The organism is Clostridium sp. Marseille-P299 (assembly GCF_900078195.1).
Taxonomy (GTDB): Bacteria; Bacillota; Clostridia; order Lachnospirales; family Lachnospiraceae; genus Lachnoclostridium.
This window is the reverse complement of sequence record NZ_FJVE01000007.1, coordinates 889,058-914,909: the sequence shown is the minus strand read 5'-3', so window position 1 is coordinate 914,909 and position 25,852 is coordinate 889,058. Positions and strand designations below refer to the sequence as shown.

Genomic DNA, 25,852 nt, shown 5'->3' with positions numbered 1-25,852 from the left:
TGTCCCATCATTCATAATTCATAATTTATGCGAATAATGATATAACGATTAGTATTTTTCATTGGAGGTAATTATGGGATTTTATATTGAAACAAGAGATCATGTTAATATTTATGTTGAAGATCTTAATCCGAAAGGGGAAAAAACAATCCTTTTTCTTCATGGATGGCCTGGAAGTCATAAATTGTTTGAATATCAATTCGATGTACTCCCAAGGTTAGGATATCGGTGCATTGGAATAGACACCAGAGGGTTTGGAAATTCAGATAAACCTTGGACGGGGTACGATTATAATACCTTATCTGATGACGTTAGAGATATCATTGATGCCTTAGGACTTAGTGACATTACACTTGCTGGGCATTCAACTGGTGGGGCAATGGCTATTCGATATATGAGTAGACACAAAGAACATCGTGTATCAAAACTCGCTCTTTTTGATGCTGCAGCTCCTAGCCTTATTAAACGCCCTAATTTCCCATATGGATTAGATAAAGAAGTTGTTTTACAGATAATTCAAGGTACATACAACGATCGTCCGAAAATGCTACAAGATTTTGGTGATACCTTTTTCTTTCAACACATTACACAAGGCTTTTCAGAATGGTTCTTCCAGTTAGGATTGCAAGCTGCTGGTTGGGCAACTGCTGCCATCGCAAATACCTGGATAAATGAGGTGCTTTTTTCAGATTTAGAGACTATAACGGTTCCAACTTTAATCATTCATGGAATTCATGATAAGGTCGTTCCTTTTCAACTTGGGGAAATACAAAACCAAAACATTAAAACATCAGATCTACTCCCATTTTATTATAGTGGTCATGCAACATTTTATGATGAGAAAGATCGATTTAATGAGGAATTGGTAAAGTTTATTGAAGGATAAATAAAAACGTTTACGAAACAAAATCCCAGAAATGCAATAAGGCAAGTATTCTAACCTTTATAGCACTACTGGGATTTTATAAAATATTTAACAATATTTTATAATTTTGAATAGGTATTTTGTATAGGTATTTTATATTTATTATTTTGTATTGTATTTGTTATTTTGTATTTGTTATTTTGTATTTATTATATTTGTTATTTTGTATTGTTATATTGTATTTGATATTTTGAATTTGTTATTTTGTACATGTCATTTTGTATTAGTCTATTTTGTTTTACTCATCAAGTAAAGTATGTGCTTCAATACCTGCGTCTCTTTCCGCTGGAATATCATTTGCTAAAATTGCTGTTCCTGTAATATTGTCTATGTCTTTAACCGTCTCGCTATCGGAAACCCTTGTATATTCACCATCTTTATATTTTAAAATAGCATAATTACCTTCTGCTCCACCACCATAGTAAGGAACTACTAAATCATGTACACCATTTGTCATAGTATCACTTATGATAACTGGTGGATTTATTAATGTAAAATCTTGTTTGATATGCCATTTCCCTGCATTTTCTGTTAACCAAAGAGCAGAACTTCCACCTGTTCCACTTGTATATGATCCCATAACAACAGCAAAAATTTCATTTGTTCCATCGTTATCTAAATCCACATAATTATAATAATATTTAGTTTCTCCATAGTATTCTTCTGGAATTTCATAGTAATCTATTATTAAATCTCGTAGTTCTGCATTCACAGCAGTTTCAGACTTCATACCAGTAATTTTGTCTGGCAATGCAACCATTGGCACTTCTAAATTAGTGTTTTCATCTAAATTACCGGTTTCATCTGAATTATCTGTTACATTCGTATTTAAGTTATTCTTATCTCCTACATTTTCATCTTCAGTTTTTCCATTGCTTTCTGCTTGAGTAATTCCAACATTTGTATTATTGTTGTGATTTTTTGAGTTCCTTACATAGATGGCACCACCTAAAATAACAATGATTGCTAAACTTGTAATTGCAATTTTACCTTTTAAATTTTTTCTCATTTTATTCTCCTATTCTTTTACCCACTACAACTATAAAATTATGAAAAGAAGCCGCCGCGAGTTCTTTTGTATTTTCTTATAAATTTATCTTAGCAATAAAATGTATCTAATTTGTATCATCCTACTCCGCTTGCAAATAATTTTCCCATTCCTTTTGAACACTTTCTTTAAACTCATTGTTATTCCACTCATCCGACTCTAATTTTATTAGCTTTCCGGATTCTTCTTCTAGCACCACATTATATGAAATATCCTTAATCTTTACATTTCCCGACCAGACTAACATTGTCTGAGAAGGAGTTTTCGCATTTATTAATAAATATGGTCGTATGTCAATTTCTTGATAAACAGGACCATAGATATCCATTTCTAAGGATGATAATTTACTAAGCTCCTTAAAACATTGCTTTCTTGCCTCATATAAACTATAAGTGTCTCCGGTCTCAAGGCTTACACTTTCTATATCCATATTACTATTTAACATATTTATTTTTTCCTCAATCGTCATCAACAACAAATCGGAATCCTTTATATCCACAGCCGTAATATCTATGCTTTTTTCATTGCTTAATGTTTTCTTATCCTTAAAGGAAAAATATATGTGCGAGAATATCATAAAGACTAAAACAATAGATACTGTCACAACTCCACCAAATAAATATCTAATGAATGTTTTCATCCTAACACCTCCAACTAATACAAACTCTTGTCCCTTTATTCAGTTCACTATCAAATTTAATTTCTCCATGATGTAACTTAATAATCTGTTCAGTGATACTCAAACCTAGTCCTACGCCACCTTCTTTTCTAGCTCGGGATTTATCTACTCTATAAAAGGCTTCCGTAATTTTCTCTAGATCCTCTTTTGGAATTCCTCTCCCATTATCGATAATTTCAATTGTAACTTTTTCATCTGCCCTATGTGCTTCTATCGTAATAATACCATTTATATCAACTGCCTTTCTTGCATTGTCTATGACATTGATAAAAACTGTCTTCATCAGTTCCACATCTACATTTATAAGAAAATGTTCCGTGTTCATAATAACTTTTATACTTTTTTCCTCAAGAACAGGTTTTAATATTTCTACAACTTCACAAAGTAATTGGTCTACAAAAATTTCACTCATTTGTACTTTGTTATTCTTTTCAACAATCAATTCCAAAAGCTTAATTGAAATATTTTCAAGCCTTTTTCCTTCAGTAAAAATATAATTTGCAGCCATAAATGTTGTTTCAGTATCCATCTTCTTACTTCGCAAAAGATCAGCATACCCAATAATGGATGTTAGTGGAGTTTTTATTTCGTGTGCAAAACTTCCAACGAAATCTTCCTGTCTTCTTGCGGCATCTTTTAGTTCCAGTATTTTTTCATCTAAGGATTCTATCATCCCATTAAAGCAGTCTGCTAGAACACCTAACTCATCTTTATTTCTCGTACTGACTTTTACTCCGAAACTGCCTTCTTTTATTTTTTTTGTTGCAAGGGTCATCTCTCTAATTGGTTTTGATATTTTATATACAATAATCCAATTAAAAGCAGCACCAATACCTCCAATGAACAAATTCACGATAAAAGCTATCCGCAGTAATTCATCTCTATCCTCGAATAGCTCTGAAATATCACGCGTATTTATGATAAAGATATCTTCCTCCATATTCAGTCTTGTGCACATTGAAAGATAATACCTATCTTCTATTTTATTTATGTTATATTTTAAGGCCTCTTCATTCTCTGGGAATTCTTTTAGAGATATTAAATTAAAATATCTACCATTTTCTTCTCTTACATTTTTATATTGATCTAAAATCAAATATTGCCGGTTTTCATATTTCCAGCTTTTTGTAAGGGTCTTTAATACAGTTTCTAAGACCTCTCTTTCATTCCGGTATATGGATTTATTATAATTTTTTGTTAATGTTGCAATTTGCATTCGCATCATTAAGTTTTCATTTTTCCCCTGTTCTATCTCACTTCTTAGCTCTTTATTAAATGTAATTGAAAGCACTATGGTTTCACCTACACATAACGTTAGCATCACGAGCAAAAATGTACTAATAAAGATTTTCAATGAAAATTTCATGACTCCTCCAACATATAACCTATTTTATGAATGGAAATAATTTTCTTTTCCCATCCCATTTTTTTTCTTAACCGTTGAATATGTAAATCAACTGTTCTAGTGTCTCCTTTATATTCTCCTTCCCAGACTCTTTCATAAATCTGTTCCCGATACAATGCAACATTCTTATTTTGTATAAAAAAGACTAATAGATTGAATTCTTTTTCTGTTAAGTTAATCACTTTATCTGCCTTCTTAACTAGATGGCCCTTCAAATTGATAGAAACATCTTCGTATTCTATAATATCTGAACTTTTATGGCATCTTCTTAATACACTCTCTACTCTTGCTAAAAGTTCTAATATTTCAAAGGGTTTAGTTAAATAATCATCTGCCCCCAGTTTTAATCCTTTTATTCTATCCTCTAATTTTCCTTTTGCTGATATGATAATTACTGGTATATCCATTGGTTTTACAAACTCTAATACTTCATAGCCATTCACTTTTGGTAGCATTATATCAAGTAATATTAAGTCGTATCTTTTTTCTAATAATTTATCAGAAGCTTCCATACCATCATATGCTGTTTCACATTCATAACCAGCGGAACTTAAACTAAGAAAAATTAGATTTGATATAGGTTTTTCATCTTCAACAATTAGTATTTTAATCATTTCTTTCTCCTATCCAATCGAGAAACGCATAATAGTCCTGATTGTATTCATCTATATTCATAATCTTTAATATATTATCTATAACTTTACTTTACGTATTTTAGCATAAGTATGTATCATTTTTGTATCGTTAATTAAAAAACTTTCAAGACGTTATATACTATAAATTACCGCCATCATTTTCCAATATAAATTTCCATATTTTTATTAATTGTATATACATCTTCAAGTCTATACACTAATAATTCAACAAATTAACTTGACATACTAATTTAACTATTATATTATTTTATTTAATTATTGAATAGGTATCGCTGAAAAAAGAAGGAGTAGCCCTTTTAAGCTAGGCATAGAAAAGCAGAACTAAATCGCGCTATTCATCCAAGTTGGATGGATAGCTTTTTTAATTTGGAACGCTACTTCATATTACTCTCTACCTTTCATATAGACTAGAAACTAAAGGAGTTCTTAATTATGAAAAATCAGAACATATTTTTACCTAATTACAGTGTTGGAGAGGATTGCTATCAGGAAATCCCATACATTACAAGATACTTTGGAAAGAATGCAGTAGTTGTAGGCGGCAAAACTGCTATGGAAAAAGCGAAGGATGCGTTAGAAAAAGGTATTGCAGGATCACAAGTTACCATTCTTGGATACGTTTGGTATGGTGGAGATTCTACAATGGAAAACGTTGAAAACTTAAAAAATAATTCACTGGTACAACAAGCTGATATGCTCTTTGCTGTCGGTGGTGGTAGAGCCTGTGATACAGTTAAGACGCTTGGAGATATGCTTGAGAAACCAGTATTCACATTTCCAACTCTTGCATCGAATTGCGCAGCTTGTACAAATTTAAGTGTAATTTATAATGAGGATGGTTCTTTTAAAGAATATTATTATCAAAAACAGCCTGCCAACCACACATTTATAAATACAAAAATTATTGCAGAGTCCCCTTATAATATGTTTTGGGCTGGTGTGGGAGATGCTCTTTCAAAGGAATACGAAGTAGCTTTTGCGTGTCAGGAAAAGAAACTTCATCACCTTCCATTATTAGGTCTTGGAATTGCTAAAACCTGTGCCTCCCCATTGATTACACTTGGCAAAAAGGCAATTGAAGACTGCAAAAACAACCAAGTTTCTTTCGAGCTTGAGCAGGTTGCCCTTGACATCATTATGCTTACAGGTATTGTATCCAACTGTACAGTAAACCAAAACCAACCAGATCCAACGGAAAATTACTACTATAACAGTTCACTTGCTCACTGCGTATATTATGGCAGTTCACTAATACCTTCCTGTGAAAAACATCTACATGGCGAAATTGTTTCTTTTGGAGTTTTATGTCAACTTACATATGAACAAAACTTCAAAGAAAGAGATCGAATCCTTGAATTTAACCATAGTGTTGGTCTTCCTATAACCATGGCTGAAATTGGCTTAACGAATGAGCATCTTCCGATCATAGCTAAAAAGGCTTCTTCTGTTATTGAATGGAGCTATGTACCTGGCAATCCAACGGAAGAAAAATTTATTCAAGCAATCAAAGACGCCGATGCGGCTGGAAGAAAGTTGTTAGAAAATAATAAATAAGGTCTTCACGATTTACAAGCTGCCCGAAAATAATTTCATTTTCGGGCAGTTCTCACATAAATACACGCCTTATTCCATTTTTTTTATAATTATTTTATAAAAATATAATATTTTAAAATCATCTCTTGAAAAATATTTACATTCGACATAATATTTTAATAGTATGTTTAATTTATGAATAGATATAAGTAGTTATCTAGGTAATAGACATGATTTTCATCTATCTGTAGTATTTTTTACTACTTTTTTTATGTACTATTATATTAAGTGTTACATTTTATGTTGTTCCCTAATAAAATAATGTTTGCTCATATAGGTGAGATGCTCATTTGAGATTCCTATCTTAAATTTTATTTTATTACGAAGTTACATAATGACATCTTCCACTGATGTGTGTTCCATCACTTAAGTTTATCTATTACATGCAATTACATACGAAACGTTTGATCCTTGACAATATATACGGTTTATAATCTTGTTATTCTATTGACGGAATCAAACAAAAGATAAAATTATTGGAGGACTTATGTAGGATGGAGAAACTTAAGCCAAAATTATTCTCAGTGCTAAAGCACTATTCAAAGGAGCAATTACTAAAGGATATTACTGCTGGTATTATCGTTGCAATTATTGCTCTTCCGTTATCCATTGCCCTTGCAATCGCATCGGGTGTAAATCCAGAAAGAGGTCTTTATACTGCCATTATTGCTGGATTTTTTATTTCTTTCTTTGGAGGCAGTAGGGTTCAAATTGGTGGTCCAACGGCCGCTTTTGTCGTAATAATCTATGGAATAATACAAGAGCATGGAATGAATGGACTAATTATAGCAACAATCATGGCAGGTTTTTTATTAATTATTATGGGCTTGTTGCGATTCGGAACATTAATTAAATTTATTCCTTATACAATTACAACCGGATTTACTGCTGGAATCGCAGTAGGAATATTTGCTGGTCAGATAAAAGATTTTCTTGGATTATCTATGGGAAGTGTTCCTTCTGAATTTCTAGAAAAGATGAAAGCTTATGCAGAGCATATCACTACAATTAATTGGTCAGCATTACTAATTGGAGCAATTTCCTTACTCATTTTAATTCTCTGGCCAAAAGTAACAGATAAAATACCTGGTTCTTTAATTGCTGTTATAGTAAGCACTTTAATCGTTAAATTTTCAGGTATGAATGTAAGCACGATTGGAAGTGTGTATGGTGAGTTGTCCAGTAAATTCCCTACAATGCAAATTCCTGATTTAAATTTCCACACTATAAAAAGTTTATTCCAACCTGCTTTAACAATCGCGATTTTAGCTGGTATCGAATCACTATTATCCTGTGTAGTGTCCGATGGTATGATTGGAAGTAAGCATCGTTCAAACATGGAATTAATTGCACAGGGTATTGGAAACATATTCTCAAGTTTATTTGGTGGTTTGCCTGCAACCGGTGCAATTGCACGTACCGCTGCAAATGTTAAAAATGGTGGTAGAACTCCTATCGCTGGTATTGTTCACTCAATTACATTGCTACTAATATTATTAGTACTAATGCCACTCGCTGCACTTATCCCAATGCCTACTCTTGCTGCTGTATTAATTATGGTAGCGTACAACATGAGTGAATGGAGGGTATTTGTGAATTTAGTAAAGACAGCACCAAAAAGCGATATTATCGTATTGGTTACAACCTTCTTATTAACAGTCATCTTTGATTTAGTAGTTGCAATCGAAGTTGGTGTGGTTTTAACTGCCTTACTATTTATGAAACGAATGGCTGATGTTACAGATATTAAAGGATGGAAATATATTCAGGAAGAAGACAGTGATAATGAATCTGATTCTGAAAATATTAATTTAAAAGTTGTTCCAAAGCATACTTTAGTTTATGAAATTACTGGCCCTATGTTTTTTGCAGCTGCCGATAAATTTATGGAAATTACGAACGCAAATGAAGCCCATATTAAAGTAATCATTCTAAGAATGAGAAGCGTTGGAGCAATGGATGTTACTGCTCTACATACCCTAGAAAATATAGAGAGAATTTGTAGAAAGAAAAATATTACACTTCTATTCTCACATGTTCAAGAACAGCCTTTTTCCGTTATGACAAAGGCTGGATTTTATCAAAAAATTGGCCAAGAAAACTTCTGCAAGAATATTGATGAAGCATTACAAAAGGCAGAAATGTTAGCAGCTTAAAAAGTGGATTATAGATACTAACATAATATTGGCTTGGAGCATAAAAGGAATCATTTTCTATGAAAATGATTCCTTTTATGTATTTTATACCAACTCTATAAAATACTTATACTCGAAAACGTGCTACGATAGCATATCCTTCTCCGTTCCCACCTGTCACATAAAATTGTCCACTTCGAATCCACGCATGTGCAATCATCTTACCTTCATCATCCTTACCTACCCCAAGATACAAAGTAGATGAGATATTTTTACTCCTTAAAAGCCGTTGGGCCGTCCACGCCTGCACCATACACTTGCTATCCCAGGGTGAATTATGAGCAACATGTTCCACTACCCATTGAATAAGCCTTGCTTCTTTATAATTGCGATTTGATTCGTTTTGAATAGACTCCTCATTTATACTACCAAGTCTCTTCTTTAATTTATTAAAAGGAATAAGAAGTATGCATAATCGATAATATCCAGTGAGCAGATAGGTTTTTAATGTTAATTTCTTATGTCGATTATTCATCATAAATCGAATTAATTTCATAGACTACACCTACATTTAACAATATTCAATCATATTCATTACATTTAGCTTCTTTAGAAAGTCCCTTACTGAGGTATCACACATCTCCTCCTCTACCTCATACTTCGTTAATAATTCGCTAATTATATTATTGATTGAAATAAATTCTTGTTCTCCTAGCATATCCCATATATCATTAGCGATACCCTTTAGCATAAAGTACTTCCCAGTTTCAAAATCTATCATAACTTTCTCACCACATAAATCCGTAACATCTAATTTGCGAACTAATCTCACAGATGAAGAATCCATTTTTATACCACCTCTATCTATTAATTTGAATATTAAAAATTACAGCGTTGCAAGTTAAAGAATACGAAACGAATACAGCTTGTACAAAAATAATCTAGATACCATCATAGATTATTTGCCCCATCATTATCTACACAATTACAACGCCTATTCTACAATACAATTTACCATATTTTTACTTTTTCTTCAATCCTTCATCCATTCTTTCCATCGCAAATTTCTTCACATGTCTACATATCCTACATAAGATACTCTATTTGTCTATTCTTTTCGATTACTTCGATAATATAATCAGTTACTTCCTCTTGGGTGTTCAAACCCTCTGGTCGTGTTAGGTTATAAATCGGTGTTCTATTTACAATCTCTATGATCTTTTTCATAAAACTATGGGGAATTCCTAAGGTCTGTAACAATTCGTAACGAAAAATACTATGTAAGAAAAAATCCAATTTTTCGTGGCTGCTTAGTAATCGAACTTCCACTTCAGAGATTTCACTTGAGCAATTTAATATGACGATTACACCCAATCGTGCTTCTAACCGAAAACGATTTGTATTATGTAGGCGTATTGCAAACTTATCTCTCTCTTCATCCAAGTAAATCAAAGACTCCAGATCATACCCCTGACTAGTAACTGCATCTCGACATAACTTTTGTTGTGGATATGCAAGTTGCACCAGTATGTCTTCCGATTGTATATTTAAGGCACATACATCATCCGCTATAAAATCATATCCTTTTTGAAAAAGTTTCGTCGAAATTGTTGATTTTCCTGCTCCAGAATCCCCAGAGATTATAACTCCAAAGTTACTTGAGGATATACAACTTCCATGGACCGCTACTATTTCTCTTTGAATTAATAAAAATCCAAAAGCAGTGCCCAATAAATAACAGGTAATATCTTCTATCTTCGCTTCTCTTGTAATCTCTAGTATGATTTCTTTTCCTTCTTTCACACGATAGATTCCAACATTTTTTATGTAAAAGTTAAATAATTTAAAACTATATTTTAGCTGATGTGCTTTTTGATGTAACTCTTCTTCCTCTACGTAACAATACGATATTTTTACATCCGGACAAGTTCCTACAGTATCCCTGTATGCTTCTTCTATTATTAATTCAGAACTTACCTTTAATCCGTATATCCGATACTCGTACATAAGCCACCTCACTATATTTATTACAATCTATTATAGATTATTTCATAGTATTGGGCAAATACAATTTGTATAATTTTTCCATATTTGTTATAATAATTATAATTTGCTGAATAATTACATATTTCTAACTTATATTAACTAAATAATATTTAACTATATAAAAGGAAGGTTATTAACATGTCTGGTATATTTGGAGTTATCGATTTTACTAAGAAAACTATAAATCACTCATACGAAGAAGATATGAAATCACCATATTACAACTATTGCATTGATGAGTACCAAAGTACAACAAAAGAAAATCATATGATGGGTTGTGCTCTTCAACATATTACAAAAGAAGCAAAATTAGAGCAATTTCCATATTCCAATGAGGATAAAACAATATACCTTACTGCCGACTGTGTATTAGATAATAGAGACGAGTTGCTTTCTAAATTACAATTACCATCTCATATACCAGATGGAGCTCTTATTTTCCATGCCTTTTTAAAATGGGGTAGACACTGCATCCATCATCTACTTGGATGTTTTTCTTTTGTTGTTTACGATTCCAAGATTAATGAAGCATATTTATTTGCAGACCACATTTCAAGCCGTTCCCTATTTTACTATTATTCTGAAGGTAAAGTTTACTTTTCTACTTTAATTCGTTCTATATTAAAGGCCAATAATTACAATATTAATAAAAATAAACGCTGGATTCTCGATTGTATGGCCATGAAAACCCCAATTATGATAACAAACCCAGAAGAAACTCCATTTCAAGGAGTAAAAAAAGTTCTCGCTGGGTGCTATGTTACGATCGGACTAGAGAAACAATATTGTATTGAGTATTGGAGTCCAATAAAAAAAGCAAAAGAATGGAAACGTGCAAAAGACACGGAATATCAACATCGTTTACTCTCTACCTTAAATAACGCAGTACAATCTGCAATTCGGACCGATGGAGAGGTGGGAATTTATTTAAGTAGTGGCTTAGACTCTGCGTCTGTAGCATGCGTCGCTGCACCATTACTACAAAAATGCAATAAAAATCTTTATAGTTTTACTGCAATACCAGAAGAATCTTTTATTAATACACATTCTTCTTACTATATTGTAAACGAATCAAAAGGAGTTCTTGACATTTGCAAACAATATCCAAACATTATCCCTTCCTTTGAAACGTCAGAAAGCAAATCCATATTGACAGAAATTGATGAAATCATATCCATTACCGAGTTGCCTACCAAATCAGGTGAAAATGTCGTATGGTTAAACGAAATTGCGAAATCAGCTTCAAAAAAAGGATGTAAAATCCTATTGGATGGACAACATGGTAATTCCACGCTATCAAATGGTCATTTAAGAGAATATTTTAAGCATTTATTCACAAACCTACATTTCATCAAAGCGATGAAAGTAGTAGATACATATGGTAAATATCATCGTATCTCAAGAAAAAGACTCGCATTCTCGCTAACAAAATCTGTCTTTTCAGAACCATTTAGTAGATGGTTGGCAAAAAGAGATGATTTATTTCAAGATGTCCTTGTAAACAAAGAATTAGCCAAGTGCTATAAAACAAATATTCGACTTAGAAAAAATTTTTATAACAGCAATCATACCATAATTCCAAAATGGAAAGAGATTAAATCGGACATGTTCTCTAAACTTGAATTTTCACAAGTGGGCGAATTTAAAACAAAACTAGGTTTGAAATACGGTATGCTTCTTCGAGATCCTCTTGCTGATAAACATTTAATTGAATTAACTATGACATTGCCATTTTCTTGTTTTGTTAGTGAAGGATATGAACGTAGACTTGTTCGTAAATATATGAAAGGAATTATTCCGAATACAATCTTAGATGATACATATCATCGTGGATTACAAGGGGCTGACTACCTACATCGCTATAACAAACATTGGAAGGAGTATAAAGATCTTTTTCATCAAGGGATATTCTCAAAAGACTTTGTCCCTTACATTAATAAAGTAAAAACCACTGAGTATTTTAACTATTTTGATCATCAAGTTGACGCAGAGCATTCTGCTGCCTTTCGGCAATTAACGATCTTATTCGTTATGTCAAAATATTTTGATTGGACATTCCTTAATTGTCCATAAGTTATTACAGTTCTGTTAGATTTCTTGATATTATATTACTTTTATTATAAAATCATTTACAAGCATTGGAATTAAATTACACTTATTTCTAAGTTTGTTAGTTTCATGTTAATAATGATGGAGGTAAAATACTATGAAAAAATGGGAAAATCCAGAAATTGTAATGTTGGATTTTAAAGCAACTGCATCCGGTGGTAAGAATAAGGAACATGTTGACCACACTTGGACTGATTATGACGATAAAGGTAACCCAACTGATCACACTACTTATCGTTCTTAATCTATAATACATTGTTATAAAAATAGGAAGAAACAAGATAGTCTAAAACTATAACTTGTCTCTTCCTATTTAGTTTAAAAAATACCCGTACTTCTATGCGTGAAAATCAAGATTTATCTCCTTATAAATTTTTTGGATTGTTTCAATTTCTCTTGGATCTGCTACTTTTAGTAACCTTATCTTATCTTTTCCCTTACTCTCAAATACTCCACTAGCCCCCCGAATTCCCCAAGCTATTGGCAAGAAAAATGGTGCTTTTTTCAACCACGGATAATATACTTTCATATAATAAAGCGGAGGAAAATAATACCACATTCTTAACTTGATTCTTGAATATTTTGTTTTAGCGACAGATTCTTTTGCATACTGATTCCATATTCCATTTTCATCTTTTCCATAGACACCGCAGTTTAACATATATTCAAACAAATCATCTAAAAAAGGTGTTGACTCTTTTCCTTGTAACCAAGTATAGGACAACTCTTCCATATATTGAGCAAACTTGTACAAACCACATTTTATCAACTCTTGATTTAAATAATCTTTATCGATAATCTGTTTGTACTTTTCTAAAAAAACATAAATATCAACTAGATTTCTGATTCCACATCCTGTTTCATAAAAATGTTTTGCCATATGGGCAATCATATAAATATAGAAATCTTCCTTGCTAAACTCGTATGTATAACTCTTTCCCGGTATTAGCCTACTTTTTTGAAATGTACCAAAATAATTAAATTGATAGGTATCTATCCTTGCATTATAAAGAGAACGATGAATTTCCACTACCATATATGGCTTTTTTATGTAAATATCATGCTGAGCTTCTTGATACTTTAATTCATAGCCAAGCTCCGCCAAAAGTTTCTGGACTTTGCCCATATTATTTTCTTCCACTAAAATATCAATATCACTCATTTCCCTTAATTCCGCAACACTATATACTTGCTTTAATATACACCCCTTCATAGGATGATTTTTAATCCTATTTTTTTCGAAGCAATCCAAAATCTTTTTTAGTTCATTTTTTTGTGTAGCAGATTTTAATATGCAAGATAAAACCTCTTGTTTTGCCTTCTCTTTTTGTGCTTCTTCCACTTCTAGCTGCATGATAGATTTTAATAGTAAAACATTGAGATAATGACTTTTCCCTATATGAAATAACGTAGGAACAGAGATGTTATTTGGTACTGGCGCTGGTATCCTACCATCCAATTGAGCAGTAATTAATTCTGCTAAGTAATCCGCTAATTCTGTCATAAAGCACCTTCCTATTATTTATAAACTCTATTACTAATTTGATTTAAATTTTAACTTTATCTCTGTACCCAATTTCACAGGATTAACAGAAATTGACTTAGTCGTTTCTTCCTTCATATTGCCGTTTTGTATAATCTCCCAGTTTACAAACTCAATTTGTTGATTGGAGCCCACTTTAAGTTCAATTGGAAATTCTTCAAAATACCATCCGGACCATACGCTGTTTTCTGATAATTCGATTGTTTTACCATTCAATACAATGATAGCCTTATCTACTCCCTCCAGAGAAATTTTGATTTCAGCTAATTCTGATTTTATATTTAGGTAATTTTTCATATGATTCGCTATATAAAATAATCGATTTTCATAAAATTCTTGAACTTCCTTCACATACTCCTTATAAGTATACCTTGCAACAGAGTCAGGGAACCGCTTATAAAAGTTACTTACTGGTTGCTCATAAAGATAATTTAATTCCTGAATTTTATTCGCTACCACTACCTTAGAAAAATTGATATTTCCTATCTCCATAAACGTTTCTATGAACATCTCTTTGAATTCTTTATTTTTTATTAAGGATATAAAAATCGGATCATTTTCTAGTTCATTCACTAAAAATGAATTCACATGATAAGAACTTTTTTTATCAAATCCACTGGAGTTGTCCATCTGGGATAGCATATAACGCCACTTTCCATCTTCATAAGAGTTACTTGAATTGTTCGTGGAGTTAATTGAATTATTGGTAGAATTATTTAAATTATTCCTTGACTTCCATAAGTATTTATCACCAGTTAGCCAGTCATTGTTTGCCACGAATATCTCACAACTATAGCAATCTAACAAACTTTGAATATCTAGCACTTCTTCAACTTTAGATAGGCTATCAGGTAAGGACATATCAATACTTTGTATATAATTAACCAAATCAAAATATTCTTTTTGATCATTTACGCCTTTTGATATTGCTTTGCCTTTTCGTATTAAAATTACATTATCTTGAGCTACACCATATGTTTTTTCTATATATCCAGTTTTATAAGATTCAGTAATATTATAAATTCCCCAATATTCACCATCTAAAAAAACAATACATGGGTCAATCTCCTGTGTACTCACTGATCTATCTTTCATTAATTCATGTACTAAATTACTACGTATTTTTGTATTATAATCAAAAGTTCCATTACTAAGTACAAAAGAACCTTCTTTTTTCGATGCTATGTATGAAAAAAGACTAGACTCTCCAAGGCCAGCTCGATCAATTTTACTTATTTCTAAACTTTTTTGTGCATTTTGGATCATATTATCCTTATAGGTCTGAATTTCACCGCTACCCATATAAGATAAAGTACCATCTACTTCAAAAAATTCTATGTTAACTTTTTTTGACCAGTCTTCTAAAAAGTTCGCTTTATGGTATGCATCTTCATTTTTAATCAAAGCTGTATCAAACTGATTGCCCAATACATAGATCCCTGTCCAATAATCAAAAAGATTTTTAGGATCTGTTACCAAAGAAATAATCGGGAGATTTTTATAACCCGTTTTTTTGTCAAAACCAATAAAATAAGTCGCTATAGTCTCTTTACTTCTTTTCGCATTCTGATCAATCGCTACTGCTCTTACTATAGTTGCCTTATCAACAAGAAACCCTGGTGTATTAGTTCCCGAATTAGAAGTTGCCGTTATACTGGAATATTGATTTGCATTTAAACTTACATCCGTAATGGAAATTGGATCTGTGTATAGTGTCGAATTCGCCGTTGGTTCACTTCCATCCAGTGTATAATAAATTTGTAGGTCTTCATCTGCCTGCATCTCTAAAGAAAAAGATTTTTCATAAAATCCACTAGGTATACTAAATATTGGATATTCTTTTGCTATCATCTTAGCGTCATTATTTGAACTTCCCTTGGTTGGTTGTAAATAATAAAAATTTAAAGAACCATCCTCTTTTCGTCCATATGACTCCCCCTGCTGTAGGATCGGAATATAAATATAATCCGCCATTATCCCTTCTATGTTATGTAAGTAAAGATATTCGGTGCCATCTAACATTAAAGGTAAATCATAATTTTTCCCTTCCAAGTTCCCATCCAAGGAAATCGTAACAAATTGCTTTGGCTCTAAAATTATATTGTTTACTATCTGATATTGAATTTCCGTATCATGATTTAAGCTAAAATAATATCCATCCAATGAAATCTTATAAGAACTTGGATTATATAATTCAATCCAAATTGACTTGTCATTCTTACCACTACTCGTTTCTTTGCCTTCAACATATATTTCATTGATTGTAATAGAGGACATTGCATTACGTTGCTTCTCTTTGAATGCTTCTTTGCTTTCCTGTTGTTTACTACTCTCTAGTAAATTATTTTGATCAGTTTTTTGCTCATATTGTGCAATTACTAAAAAAATAATCAAAGCAACAAATGCAACAATCGACGTTATTAATGTCACTATATCTATGAAACGAAATCTTTTGTAACTAGTTTTAATACTCTTCTTTGCCATAGTCTACCTCTTTTCTACGCTGCTTTCATATACCACAAGCTGTATTGCAGCAAAATAGCAATCGTATTCTACATTGATTTTTAGTCCCTAAAATAAATATCTCTTGTATAGACTTTTTCTAGCACATCTTCTAGTTCTTCATTAAAACGATTCGCTATTATAACATCTGATAATTCTTTGAATTTTTCAATATCGTTTACTACCTCGATATCATAAAAATTATTCTCTTTATAAGTAGGTTCGTAAATAATCAATTTCCCACCGCTAGCAACTATTCTCTTCATTACTCCTTGCACACTTGATTTACGAAAGTTATCTGATCCCGATTTCATAATGAGACGATAAACACCAATAACCGGGATTGCATCTTGCTTTTTACTATGTGTTCTCGCCTTTTCTAAAATTCTTTGCGTAATAAAATCTTTTCTTGTTTGATTCGATACTACAATAGCTTTAATAATATTTTGTGGAACATCAGAATAATTAGACAGTAGCTGCTTTGTATCCTTTGGAAGACAATATCCCCCATAACCAAAGGATGGATTATTGTAATACTGCCCAATTCTAGGGTCTAATCCTATTCCTTCAATAATCTGTCTTGTATTTAGACCGCGTAACTCTGCATATGTGTCTAATTCATTGAAAAAAGTAACTCGTAATGCTAGATATGTATTGGAAAATAATTTAATAGCTTCTGCCTCTGTCGGATTCATTATAATCGATGGAATCTGTTCCTTAATTGCCCCCTGCTTTAACAAACTTACAAATTCTTCTGCTTTTTTTCTGATATCTGGCTCATTATAAGCTCCAATAATAATTCTAGAAGGGGATAAATTATCTTCCAGAGCATGTCCTTCTCTTAAGAATTCAGGTGAAAACATTATATTTTTCGTTTCATGCTTTTTCTGCATCATTTCCGTGAAGCCGATCGGTATTGTACTTTTAATGATTATGCTAGCTTCGGGATTTACCATACATACTTCTTTAATAATTTCTTCCACTGAAGAGGTATCAAAAAAATTTAATTTAGTATCGTAATTTGTGGGCGTACAAATTATTACATAATCCGTATCTTTGTATAGATCAGGATTCCCTTTACAAGCCTTCAGGTTTAACTCTTTCTTTGTTAAGTAATTTTCTATCTCTTGATCACAAATTGGAGAGATTCTATTATTAATCTGAGATATCCTCTCCTCTAAAATATCAACTGCTACAACTTCATTATATTGAGCGAGTAAAATTGCATTCGATAATCCCACGTAACCTGTTCCTACGACTGTTATTTTCATACTTTCCTCTCATCTCACCACTAAAATAGCTATTTGTACTATTTATGGTGTCATATTATTTGTTGTTCATATATATTATTAAATATGCCATGTACTTTTTCCCATTAATCTTGCTATCTAAATTCATTACAAGGAGCATAAAATTGAAAAACGAAATTTTTATACTAATTATTATTGGAATCGTTCTTTTTTTATATCCACCAAACAGTTCCAAGAAAAATGATACATCAGCTTCCAAAATGCTAATAACTCAAGGTACAAACGATATTAGTATCATCCCTGATAAATTTAATACTGGAATTGATGAATCCATTTCTCTATATATAATCACAGAATTTACAACTTACCAAAACATTGTTTATACGGATAACGGTATCAGTATCGTACTTGATCTTTTTTATAGAAATAAAGATCTCGGCGAATTCACAATTATTGAAAATATTGACTTTAGTGAAAAACCGTTTGCAATTTATAACGATGATAAAGTGACAACTAAGAAAACTATAATATTCCGTAACTGTAAATTTTCAAAAATGAGTACCAATCCCAAAGTTACAAATGTAACTTATCAATTTAAAAATTGCACTTTTACCAATTTTAATGGGAGTAATGCTACCTTTAATAAATGTTACTTTGGAGGTACAAGTGCCGATGGTATAAATCCTTATAAAAATGTTACTGTAAAGAATAGCTATATTGCCGATTTGGCTCATATACAGTATGATAAAGTGGTCCATTCTGATGGTGTCCAAATCTATGGATATAAAGATATGGATGCTACGGATATCCATTTTAAAAATTGTCGTTTTGAAATACCAATTATTCCATTTATCAATAGTTCCTCAGCAATCAATGCCTGTTTGTTTGTAGGACTTGAATATAGTAATGCAAACAACATCTCATTTACTGATTGTATTATAAATGGTGGTGGATTTACGATAAGTGTAATTGCAAAACCACCCTTTAAAGTATCTAATATTGTCTTTAAAAATTTAAAATTGGGAGCTGCAAAAAAATTTAAAAATATTTATCCTAATTCCAAAAAATTAGCGACTTTTAAAAACGTTCAAGAGATATCCAAACTATATGTTTCTTCTGTATGGAGGGAAAATGGTACTATCCATCTAAGTGTTACCAATGATACTTCTGTAGAGAAAAAACTTATCGTTATAACTAAGCATGGTAGCTATGAATTTTTAGTACCTGCATGCTATAAGTCTTCCAAACTGACTACTGATGATAAGTTAACTTTTCAGGATTATCCTTTTGATATAGAATATATTGTAATGAGCTCTGATTGGGTCGTTTGTTATGACACTTCTATAACATCGGAAAATCAAATACGTTTTGTGAATTGGGGAACCAAGCCTGTATATATTACCAAACCTAAAACGGTTCAAAAACTTAAATGAAAAACTGTTAAATCTGTTCTCTGATCCAGCTTTGGTTTCTTTTTATAACCTTAGCTGGATTTCCAGCAATAATACAATTTTCCTCTGAAAACTTTTTCGTTAATAATGCATTGGCCCCTATGATACAATGATTAGGTATCTCAACGTCTTTCAGGCAAACAACTCTTGTCCCAACCCACACATGATCACCAATGACAACCTTCTTAGGATAATTAACTCTTTTACCACTTTCATCTAAAATAGAATGACTGTCTCCTGTTCTTACATCAATATCTGAAGAAAACATACAGTCTTCTCCAATTTGCAAGCTTGTTGATTCAATGGCAGCAAGATGTACTCTCGCATTAAAACTTGAATTACTCCCAATTGATATTTCATTGTTATTGTTTTCGATACGTATATCTGTTTTGTTCATATAAACGCTATCACCAAAGGTAATTCGATTATTATTACCATAGATATAAATAGTACATTTCTTTAAGTTACATAACGCTCCCATACTAATTCTATTACCGGTTCCAAATATTCTAATTTTTACATCGTTAAATAGGCAACTTGTATATGTGAGTTGGTTATATCTTCCTATTTTATAGCGGTTTTTAAAATAAAATAAATTATATATATGGAATAAGAAGTTATATCGTCCTGGATTTTTCATTACCCTTTCCTTCAAATTGGGCATAATCTTATCGTCCTTTCCCTTAAACTCTTCCCATAAGGATTCGCTTTACAGTTCCACCAAAGATTCTTCCTTTTCTTTTCATAGAACTTGCTTTACTATATTTTTTTAAAATAGCTTTGGAATATGACGGTCTTATTTTAAATAAAAGGTCGAAGGCCTTTACCTTCACATGCATCGTTGTTCTGCGGTCAAACTGATACGTTTGCATCCTATAAAGAGCGTTAAAATCAGTGAATTTTTCAGCATATAGATATCCTTCTAACATAGCTCTTTCAAATAGTTCTCTTCCTTTTATGCTTCTTGCAAAAACAACATTTCTACCCTCATGTTCAGAAAAATCTGGTGAAAGTTCCTCTGTTAAAAACCAAGCATCTCCACATGAAATATCTGCTCTCTCTCCAATACCGTCCATACAAAAACGACAAAACTTATGAACATCTCGGCCAAGAATTTTTCCCCATGCCGTGACATAATCCATAGCATGCTCTTTTCCCTCTTGATTTACTGCTACTGTATAACCTGGCCAACCGTTTCCACGATAATTTAGGTACCTACATTCTGTATGACAGCCTAGTTGATGTAATAAACTTTCATTTGCCACCTTACTTGGGATACCAGCACAAAAAAATGATAAAGTATAGGGTATTTTATTCTTAATTTCTTCGTTGATATCAAAATAATTTTGCAACGCAGTCACATCGCAAGGTTTGCCTATAAACGCATATTTTTTGTTCTCTTCCAATCGATTCAAACAATCAAAAAACGGAGAAGATATGGAATATCTAGAACCACAGCGCGCAAGCACTTCCTCTCTTGTATTACTAATACAAGTTTTTGTCTCAATGGGATTTTCTTCTGAAACACAGGTATGTATAATACTATCAACCTTGCCACTTTCAAGTAAATAAAGTGCCAGAGATGTCAATACACCTCCACTTGATGCTTTATGTCGAATCTCGCTATCTCTTGAGTAAGAAAGATATACCTCTTCTCTTTTACCCCAAATGTTTCCTATTTCTAGTTTTTTTAAAGAATTATTATGGACAGGGCATACCTGTTCAAACAAATCCAACACACCATCTTTTAAATTTTTAACATCTGGCCTTTTAAAACCTTTATCATCTGTAATGAAATCTTGCCCTTTTACCGCACTACATAAGCCACATCCAATACAGTACTCTTTAAAGTAATCCACATTTATCAATCCTGCACCTCCCTTTCATCGTTTCCCATTGTAATTTCATTTCTGTTTCTCCTCACTTATGAAACATATCTTTGTAGTTCGTTTCTTTTTCGAAGCTTACTTGTTAAAATCTGAACAAAATATAAAACATTATCCTTGTAAAAAATAATATCTAAAAGAATAATAATGACCGTATAACAAACTAGGCCTACAATAGAATTTAATAATTTAACACAAATAAAATAAGTTATTAAAAATAAGAGTAAGTAAGCATAATCTCTGATCTGTAGTTTTATTTCTTCAAAGTCTCGTTGTGAGTAAATCAGCCAAACATAGTAAACACACATTGTAGCTACAGATATCCCAACAGTATGGCTATTAAGGGCAACTGAAATTGAATTCATAACAAAGGCTACGATTAAAATCCCAATTAATGTTGCAATATATTTTTTAAATTGCCTAGTGATTTTATATAAGTTTATGTACAATACATTAATAACAGCAATTGCCGGAAATGCAGCAAAGAAAACACTTACGATCTGTAAACTATCCGTATATTTCCCTATAAAAGTTTTAACAAGAAATGCAACTACAAAATAAGCACAACCTGACATAGCTCCTAGCATAAATAACAACTCTTTTAATCTATTTAACAAATCTTTTTCAATATCCCCTCTTGCTAACCTTGGGTAAATCGGATTCGCTAGTGCAGTTATTAATACAGTCATAATTCCTTGAGTGGACATAGCAAAAGAATACATTGCAAATGAATGTCTTGAATAAATAGTATTTACAAATTGCTTGTCGATTGCATGTAAAAGAACATTAATATAATTACCAATAAGCAATAAAAATCCGCTTTGCATCGTCCGCTTATTTTTTTTTGACCATAGTTTTTTAGTTCTAAATCCTTTGGTATCGGAATAATATTTAATAAGGAGATTGCATGTTATAACATACTGTATGACAAGGTATGATGTTATAATCATATTAGACTCTACACGTTTAAAAACAAGGAAACTAACAAGTAAGACTACAGTAAATGCTACTGTTGACACTGCATTGTATATTGCATAATCGGTAAACTGATCCCATGCTTGAAAAAGAGCCTTGTACGTACCTATAATTCCAATAGGCAAAATAGATAGAACGACTGCTAAAAACATTTTATTCATTATAAAAACATATAATATCATTCCTACTATGGTAAACATGGTTAATATGAATAGCAGTAATAATATTTCACTCTTATACTGCGACTTATCAATTTCTTTATACTTTTTTCCTCCATAATTGATAAAGAGACCAGAGGATAAACCTAACTGGCATATAAAGATATACGATACATAGAGAAGAAATTCTTGATAGTCCGCATATCCGTTTATGCTTAAAATGAACGGGAAAATAATGCTATTTACTAGGCCCACTAAAGTAATTAGACCATTTGAGAACAATACTTTTAAAATATTCGTTACCATCTCATACCTCTATGCTAGATAATATATTTTGTAATTCATGATGAAAAATTTCCTGCTTCTTATGTACCAAATGCAAGGATTTGTTCACTTGCCTTTTTAAAGTCTGGTATTGATTAATCCACCCTATTGTGTCATTAATTGCATTTTGTGTTGTTGTCGTTCGTGCACTGATGACATAAGGATAACCAAGACTTTTGTACAATCCCTCAAACTTTCGGCTATAAGAAAATGGTATGGTCGCCACTCCTGATGAAAAAGCTGCTATGGTTGCATGCATACGGGCTCCAATAAAGATGTCCATAGAAGAGATATATGACTTTACATCCATTGGAGTTTTCATATTACTAATAACAACCGCATCTGGGTATCTTTCCTTTAATTGAATGCATATACTTAAATCATTCTCTAAATCTTCCATACATTCTCCCCAAACATGAGGTATTAAATATAATTTATATTTTTTTTCCTTTGTAAGCATGGATATTAATTTATGACAATATTCTTGATAATCTACCAATAATCCAAATTGGTTTTTTCCATTATAGCCACCTGCCCATAACAGTGCTGATGGGTTAAATCCAATATGAATAAATTCATCCTCCCTCTGCGCCTTTTCAATGTATGGAAGAGCAAATGCCACATCTGTAGTTAATGTTATGTCTTTACCACTTAATTTCTTTACATACTCCTGTGAAAGTACATCCCTTGTAAATATGTATTTTGTATCATTCAAAATACGTTTTGCCCACCATGTAGAAAATTTTTTTTCAAATGGACCAAAGGTCTGCGGTCCAAGAATGAATACCTTTTTAGACCAAACAGCTAACTGTTTCATCATAGTCATTAACATAAATCTTTTTTGTCCATAAATATCAGTAAAACTATCTCCCATTGTAAAATCAAAGATTACATCACTCTCCTTCATGATCTCCCAACATTTTTTCCAAAAACTTGGTGACTTCATACGGATTTTGATACACTCCACCTTTTGATCACCAAAAGGTAAGTTAATTTGTGATTCCGGTTGAAAGACAATCGCTTTTAATTCAAGATTTTTCTTTAATTTTCTCGTTTGCTCAATCAGCTCAGCTGCAAAAGAATATGTTAACGCTTCACATCCTTTATTCTCCATATAGAATTCTAGGCCAATGAAAACTACTTTCAAAATAATTCTCCTTTCACATCTGTTTTTAAACGTATCTTTGGAAAGACATATACGAACATAAGAAATAAAATACTACCCAATATTCCTCCGGCTGTATTACAAATTAAATCTTCCGTTTCAAAATATCCACGTGAGGTTATTAATTGTGTTATCTCTATAAGAGCACTTAAAAGAAAGCTTTTTGAGGTGACTAATAATAGCATAAGCTCCCAACGATAGTGTGACTTTAAAAAAGAAATGATAAATCCATAGGGAACAAATAATAAACAATTTAGTAACGCGTATAAAAGTCTTGATTCGTTTAACTCACCTGTCCAATGATAGATATTTAAAAAAGGTATTATACTAATACTATCTCTGCTCCCAGTTTCTCGATTACATAACGTTATCTGAAATATAAAACATAGATATATCAGATAAAAAATCCTTCCTAATTTATAATTTAAAGGTATATGAATTCCCATATACTTACTTCTTAGTAACCATATTAACTGTAAGCAAATATATCCCAAAAGAACCATAAGTAAAAATAAGATTGGATGAATTCCATCCATTTGTCCTAGTACTAAGTCTTTTATCCGCAATTTATTTACCTTATTACCCTTTCTAAAGTAAAATTCTATCACTGAAAATATCGTGATTTTTTTGTATTATTATGTACGCCTTGATTCAATTCCTTATAAATTACATAAAAGATTGCAAATAGTATATAAACATATTTTAAGGTCATCAAAGAATCTAGCCACCAAAGATTAATAAAATAACACAAACTACCGATAAACATACTTTTTACTATTCCAGATTTATGGTCTCTAGCTGTTCGATGCATCGACTTAAGTACACAAAGCATAAATACTACAAAAGTAATCAAGCCTGGATAAGCAAATCGAATATAATGAGCCACATAGAAATTATCAATCGACTTGATATAAATCGATCCAATTTTAACACTTAGCACATAGGTGGAGCCTCTTCCAATCAAAGGATTAAGCCAGTCAAGTGTAAAAATATAGGGTAACATTTTCCTATAATTTGAACTATCCTGCAAGCGGATTACTTCTGCACCAAACTTAACGGCATATTCAGTCCCCGCTAACTCATCATATAAGCTAGTCACTTGCAACATAATATACCTCGCCAATGGGGTATTATAAAAAGCTATTACAAAAAGTGTAACTCCTGTTATGATTCCAAAAAAATAGAATAGGGTTTTCTTCCTATCATATTTATTACTATAGATAAGCAATAAAAATAGCTCTAAACATAATAGCGCTAAAGTCGACCTAGAGCCTGTTAGAAATATATTTATTATAAGTAAAATCAGCAAAAGCTTGTTCTGCAAAATATTAATCACACTCTTTTTTACATCGATACATGTAATTGGAACAACCGTTAATAATAGTAATCCGTAACCTAATGCATGATTGCATGGTCCCATAATTCGATACGATCCAGATCTTATATAAGAACCTGTGTATAACGATGGTATTGTGGCTAGGTACCTAAACAAAGTATATCCAACACCATATTCAATTAGTCCCTGTATGCAAAGAATATATGTAAGTTTTATAATTATTGAAACAAATTTCTCTATTCCAAATACGTCCTTAATAATATAAATGAGTAAATAAAAACACAGGAACTCAATAAAAGAATATAAGAATGTATTTACATTAAAGCGAAATACTGCTGTATAAAATAATACTGCCATAAATGCCAGGATATGGATTGAAAACTTACATGTTTTTATTATCTCTATGAAATCAAGCCATCTTCTTTGCTTCCCCATGATAAAAATCATTAAAATTATCATAGTCATGCGCTGTGCGGTGATATCAAACCCAGCAATCTGAAACCCAAAATATTGTGGTAATACAAATAATGCAAAAACAAATAGAACAGAAAGTTTATAAAAGCATCTTTCCTCCACGTCAGTTTTTATATAAGACATTCTTTGAGATACTCTTATTACTCCTTCTTGTATCATAATGTTTTTACCTCCATTGTTCCTATCTTAATT

The 25,852-nt window shown here is 31.8% G+C and carries 21 protein-coding genes; 6 read left to right on the top strand and 15 right to left on the bottom strand.

Features of this window, described 5'->3' with window-relative positions; all coding sequences use genetic code 11:
* The first annotated feature begins 73 nt into the window (after positions 1-73).
* Entirely contained in the window at positions 74-886 is an 813-nt protein-coding gene (locus tag BN4220_RS12145) for an alpha/beta fold hydrolase (RefSeq protein ID WP_066716548.1), read from the top strand.
* A 277-nt stretch (positions 887-1,163) separates the two neighbouring features.
* On the opposite strand, the gene BN4220_RS12140 is transcribed toward BN4220_RS12145, so the two are convergent.
* The 4 genes from BN4220_RS12140 to BN4220_RS12125 form a co-directional block, all read right to left on the bottom strand.
* A complete protein-coding gene (locus tag BN4220_RS12140; RefSeq protein ID WP_066716545.1) occupies positions 1,164-1,934 on the bottom strand; it encodes a hypothetical protein in 771 nt (256 codons plus the stop codon).
* A gap of 121 nt (positions 1,935-2,055) precedes the next feature.
* The gene (locus tag BN4220_RS12135; RefSeq protein WP_066716543.1) at positions 2,056-2,613 is read right to left on the bottom strand and encodes a hypothetical protein; all 558 of its coding nucleotides are present in this window, start codon (positions 2,611-2,613) and stop codon (positions 2,056-2,058) included.
* A gap of 1 nt (position 2,614) precedes the next feature.
* Positions 2,615-4,018: a sensor histidine kinase gene (locus BN4220_RS12130; protein ID WP_066716541.1), complete on the bottom strand. Its 1,404-nt coding sequence runs from the start codon at positions 4,016-4,018 to the stop codon at positions 2,615-2,617.
* Positions 4,015-4,671, bottom strand: a complete 657-nt coding sequence (locus BN4220_RS12125; protein ID WP_066716538.1) for a response regulator transcription factor — start codon at positions 4,669-4,671, stop codon at positions 4,015-4,017. The genes BN4220_RS12130 and BN4220_RS12125 overlap by 4 nt, the downstream gene beginning before the upstream one ends.
* Positions 4,672-5,145: 474 nt before the next feature.
* Between BN4220_RS12125 and BN4220_RS12120 the strand changes: the two genes are divergently transcribed.
* A complete protein-coding gene (locus BN4220_RS12120) occupies positions 5,146-6,267 on the top strand; it encodes an iron-containing alcohol dehydrogenase family protein (protein WP_066716535.1) in 1,122 nt (373 codons plus the stop codon).
* A gap of 533 nt (positions 6,268-6,800) precedes the next feature.
* The gene (sulP, locus tag BN4220_RS12115; protein WP_066716533.1) at positions 6,801-8,462 is read left to right on the top strand and encodes a SulP family inorganic anion transporter; all 1,662 of its coding nucleotides are present in this window, start codon (positions 6,801-6,803) and stop codon (positions 8,460-8,462) included.
* Between the two features lie 106 nt (positions 8,463-8,568).
* Here sulP and BN4220_RS12110 read toward each other — a convergent pair whose 3' ends face one another.
* The 3 genes from BN4220_RS12110 to BN4220_RS12100 form a co-directional block, all read right to left on the bottom strand.
* Positions 8,569-8,997 carry a lasso peptide biosynthesis B2 protein gene (locus BN4220_RS12110; RefSeq protein ID WP_066716531.1) on the bottom strand — a complete coding sequence of 143 codons (429 nt, stop codon included), beginning with the start codon at positions 8,995-8,997 and terminating at the stop codon, positions 8,569-8,571.
* Positions 8,998-9,012: 15 nt separating this feature from the next.
* On the bottom strand, positions 9,013-9,288 hold the full coding sequence (locus BN4220_RS12105; protein WP_066716529.1) for a PqqD family peptide modification chaperone: 276 nt from the start codon (positions 9,286-9,288) through the stop codon (positions 9,013-9,015).
* Between the two features lie 239 nt (positions 9,289-9,527).
* Entirely contained in the window at positions 9,528-10,448 is a 921-nt protein-coding gene (locus BN4220_RS12100) for a hypothetical protein (RefSeq protein WP_066716520.1), read from the bottom strand.
* A gap of 177 nt (positions 10,449-10,625) precedes the next feature.
* Between BN4220_RS12100 and BN4220_RS12095 the strand changes: the two genes are divergently transcribed.
* Together BN4220_RS12095 and BN4220_RS20105 are read left to right on the top strand one after the other, a co-directional pair.
* Positions 10,626-12,560, top strand: a complete 1,935-nt coding sequence (locus BN4220_RS12095; RefSeq protein WP_066716519.1) for an asparagine synthase-related protein — start codon at positions 10,626-10,628, stop codon at positions 12,558-12,560.
* Positions 12,561-12,693: 133 nt separating this feature from the next.
* Positions 12,694-12,840 (top strand): hypothetical protein, encoded by a 147-nt coding sequence (locus BN4220_RS20105; protein WP_156476419.1) that lies wholly within the window; start codon positions 12,694-12,696, stop codon positions 12,838-12,840.
* Positions 12,841-12,933: 93 nt separating this feature from the next.
* Here the strand turns inward: BN4220_RS20105 and BN4220_RS12090 are convergent, their stop codons facing one another.
* The 3 genes from BN4220_RS12090 to BN4220_RS12080 form a co-directional block, all read right to left on the bottom strand.
* Complete coding sequence (locus tag BN4220_RS12090; protein ID WP_066716518.1) at positions 12,934-14,100, bottom strand: nucleotidyltransferase domain-containing protein; 1,167 nt, start codon at positions 14,098-14,100, stop codon at positions 12,934-12,936.
* A gap of 33 nt (positions 14,101-14,133) precedes the next feature.
* Entirely contained in the window at positions 14,134-16,623 is a 2,490-nt protein-coding gene (locus BN4220_RS12085; RefSeq protein WP_066716516.1) for a CotH kinase family protein, read from the bottom strand.
* Between the two features lie 80 nt (positions 16,624-16,703).
* Complete coding sequence (locus BN4220_RS12080) at positions 16,704-17,912, bottom strand: nucleotide sugar dehydrogenase (protein WP_066716513.1); 1,209 nt, start codon at positions 17,910-17,912, stop codon at positions 16,704-16,706.
* Between the two features lie 143 nt (positions 17,913-18,055).
* Here BN4220_RS12080 and BN4220_RS12075 point away from each other — a divergent pair, with 143 nt between their 5' ends.
* Positions 18,056-19,324: a hypothetical protein gene (locus tag BN4220_RS12075; RefSeq protein ID WP_066716510.1), complete on the top strand. Its 1,269-nt coding sequence runs from the start codon at positions 18,056-18,058 to the stop codon at positions 19,322-19,324.
* A gap of 7 nt (positions 19,325-19,331) precedes the next feature.
* Here BN4220_RS12075 and BN4220_RS12070 read toward each other — a convergent pair whose 3' ends face one another.
* From BN4220_RS12070 to BN4220_RS12045, 5 genes are all read right to left on the bottom strand, one after another.
* Positions 19,332-19,982 carry an acyltransferase gene (locus tag BN4220_RS12070; protein WP_066716508.1) on the bottom strand — a complete coding sequence of 217 codons (651 nt, stop codon included), beginning with the start codon at positions 19,980-19,982 and terminating at the stop codon, positions 19,332-19,334.
* 43 nt (positions 19,983-20,025) lie between these two features.
* Complete coding sequence (locus BN4220_RS12065) at positions 20,026-21,201, bottom strand: Coenzyme F420 hydrogenase/dehydrogenase, beta subunit C-terminal domain (protein ID WP_242867833.1); 1,176 nt, start codon at positions 21,199-21,201, stop codon at positions 20,026-20,028.
* Between the two features lie 65 nt (positions 21,202-21,266).
* A complete protein-coding gene (locus BN4220_RS12060; protein ID WP_066716505.1) occupies positions 21,267-22,667 on the bottom strand; it encodes a lipopolysaccharide biosynthesis protein in 1,401 nt (466 codons plus the stop codon).
* A gap of 1 nt (position 22,668) precedes the next feature.
* On the bottom strand, positions 22,669-23,832 hold the full coding sequence (locus BN4220_RS12055) for a polysaccharide pyruvyl transferase family protein (RefSeq protein ID WP_066716504.1): 1,164 nt from the start codon (positions 23,830-23,832) through the stop codon (positions 22,669-22,671).
* A 622-nt stretch (positions 23,833-24,454) separates the two neighbouring features.
* Positions 24,455-25,819 (bottom strand): hypothetical protein, encoded by a 1,365-nt coding sequence (locus tag BN4220_RS12045; protein WP_066716500.1) that lies wholly within the window; start codon positions 25,817-25,819, stop codon positions 24,455-24,457.
* Between the last annotated feature and the right edge of the window lie 33 nt (positions 25,820-25,852).

What these genes read in the sequence shown, in the direction of transcription:
- BN4220_RS12145 (WP_066716548.1), top strand. Translation starts at nt 74, where the DNA reads ATGGGATTTTATATTGAAACAAGAGATCATGTTAATATTTATGTTGAA.
- BN4220_RS12140 (WP_066716545.1), bottom strand. Translation starts at nt 1,934, where the DNA reads ATGAGAAAAAATTTAAAAGGTAAAATTGCAATTACAAGTTTAGCAATC.
- BN4220_RS12135 (WP_066716543.1), bottom strand. Translation starts at nt 2,613, where the DNA reads ATGAAAACATTCATTAGATATTTATTTGGTGGAGTTGTGACAGTATCT.
- BN4220_RS12130 (WP_066716541.1), bottom strand. Translation starts at nt 4,018, where the DNA reads ATGAAATTTTCATTGAAAATCTTTATTAGTACATTTTTGCTCGTGATG.
- BN4220_RS12125 (WP_066716538.1), bottom strand. Translation starts at nt 4,671, where the DNA reads ATGATTAAAATACTAATTGTTGAAGATGAAAAACCTATATCAAATCTA.
- BN4220_RS12120 (WP_066716535.1), top strand. Translation starts at nt 5,146, where the DNA reads ATGAAAAATCAGAACATATTTTTACCTAATTACAGTGTTGGAGAGGAT.
- sulP (WP_066716533.1), top strand. Translation starts at nt 6,801, where the DNA reads ATGGAGAAACTTAAGCCAAAATTATTCTCAGTGCTAAAGCACTATTCA.
- BN4220_RS12110 (WP_066716531.1), bottom strand. Translation starts at nt 8,997, where the DNA reads ATGAAATTAATTCGATTTATGATGAATAATCGACATAAGAAATTAACA.
- BN4220_RS12105 (WP_066716529.1), bottom strand. Translation starts at nt 9,288, where the DNA reads ATGGATTCTTCATCTGTGAGATTAGTTCGCAAATTAGATGTTACGGAT.
- BN4220_RS12100 (WP_066716520.1), bottom strand. Translation starts at nt 10,448, where the DNA reads ATGTACGAGTATCGGATATACGGATTAAAGGTAAGTTCTGAATTAATA.
- BN4220_RS12095 (WP_066716519.1), top strand. Translation starts at nt 10,626, where the DNA reads ATGTCTGGTATATTTGGAGTTATCGATTTTACTAAGAAAACTATAAAT.
- BN4220_RS20105 (WP_156476419.1), top strand. Translation starts at nt 12,694, where the DNA reads ATGAAAAAATGGGAAAATCCAGAAATTGTAATGTTGGATTTTAAAGCA.
- BN4220_RS12090 (WP_066716518.1), bottom strand. Translation starts at nt 14,100, where the DNA reads ATGACAGAATTAGCGGATTACTTAGCAGAATTAATTACTGCTCAATTG.
- BN4220_RS12085 (WP_066716516.1), bottom strand. Translation starts at nt 16,623, where the DNA reads ATGGCAAAGAAGAGTATTAAAACTAGTTACAAAAGATTTCGTTTCATA.
- BN4220_RS12080 (WP_066716513.1), bottom strand. Translation starts at nt 17,912, where the DNA reads ATGAAAATAACAGTCGTAGGAACAGGTTACGTGGGATTATCGAATGCA.
- BN4220_RS12070 (WP_066716508.1), bottom strand. Translation starts at nt 19,982, where the DNA reads ATGAAAAATCCAGGACGATATAACTTCTTATTCCATATATATAATTTA.
- BN4220_RS12060 (WP_066716505.1), bottom strand. Translation starts at nt 22,667, where the DNA reads ATGGTAACGAATATTTTAAAAGTATTGTTCTCAAATGGTCTAATTACT.
- BN4220_RS12045 (WP_066716500.1), bottom strand. Translation starts at nt 25,819, where the DNA reads ATGATACAAGAAGGAGTAATAAGAGTATCTCAAAGAATGTCTTATATA.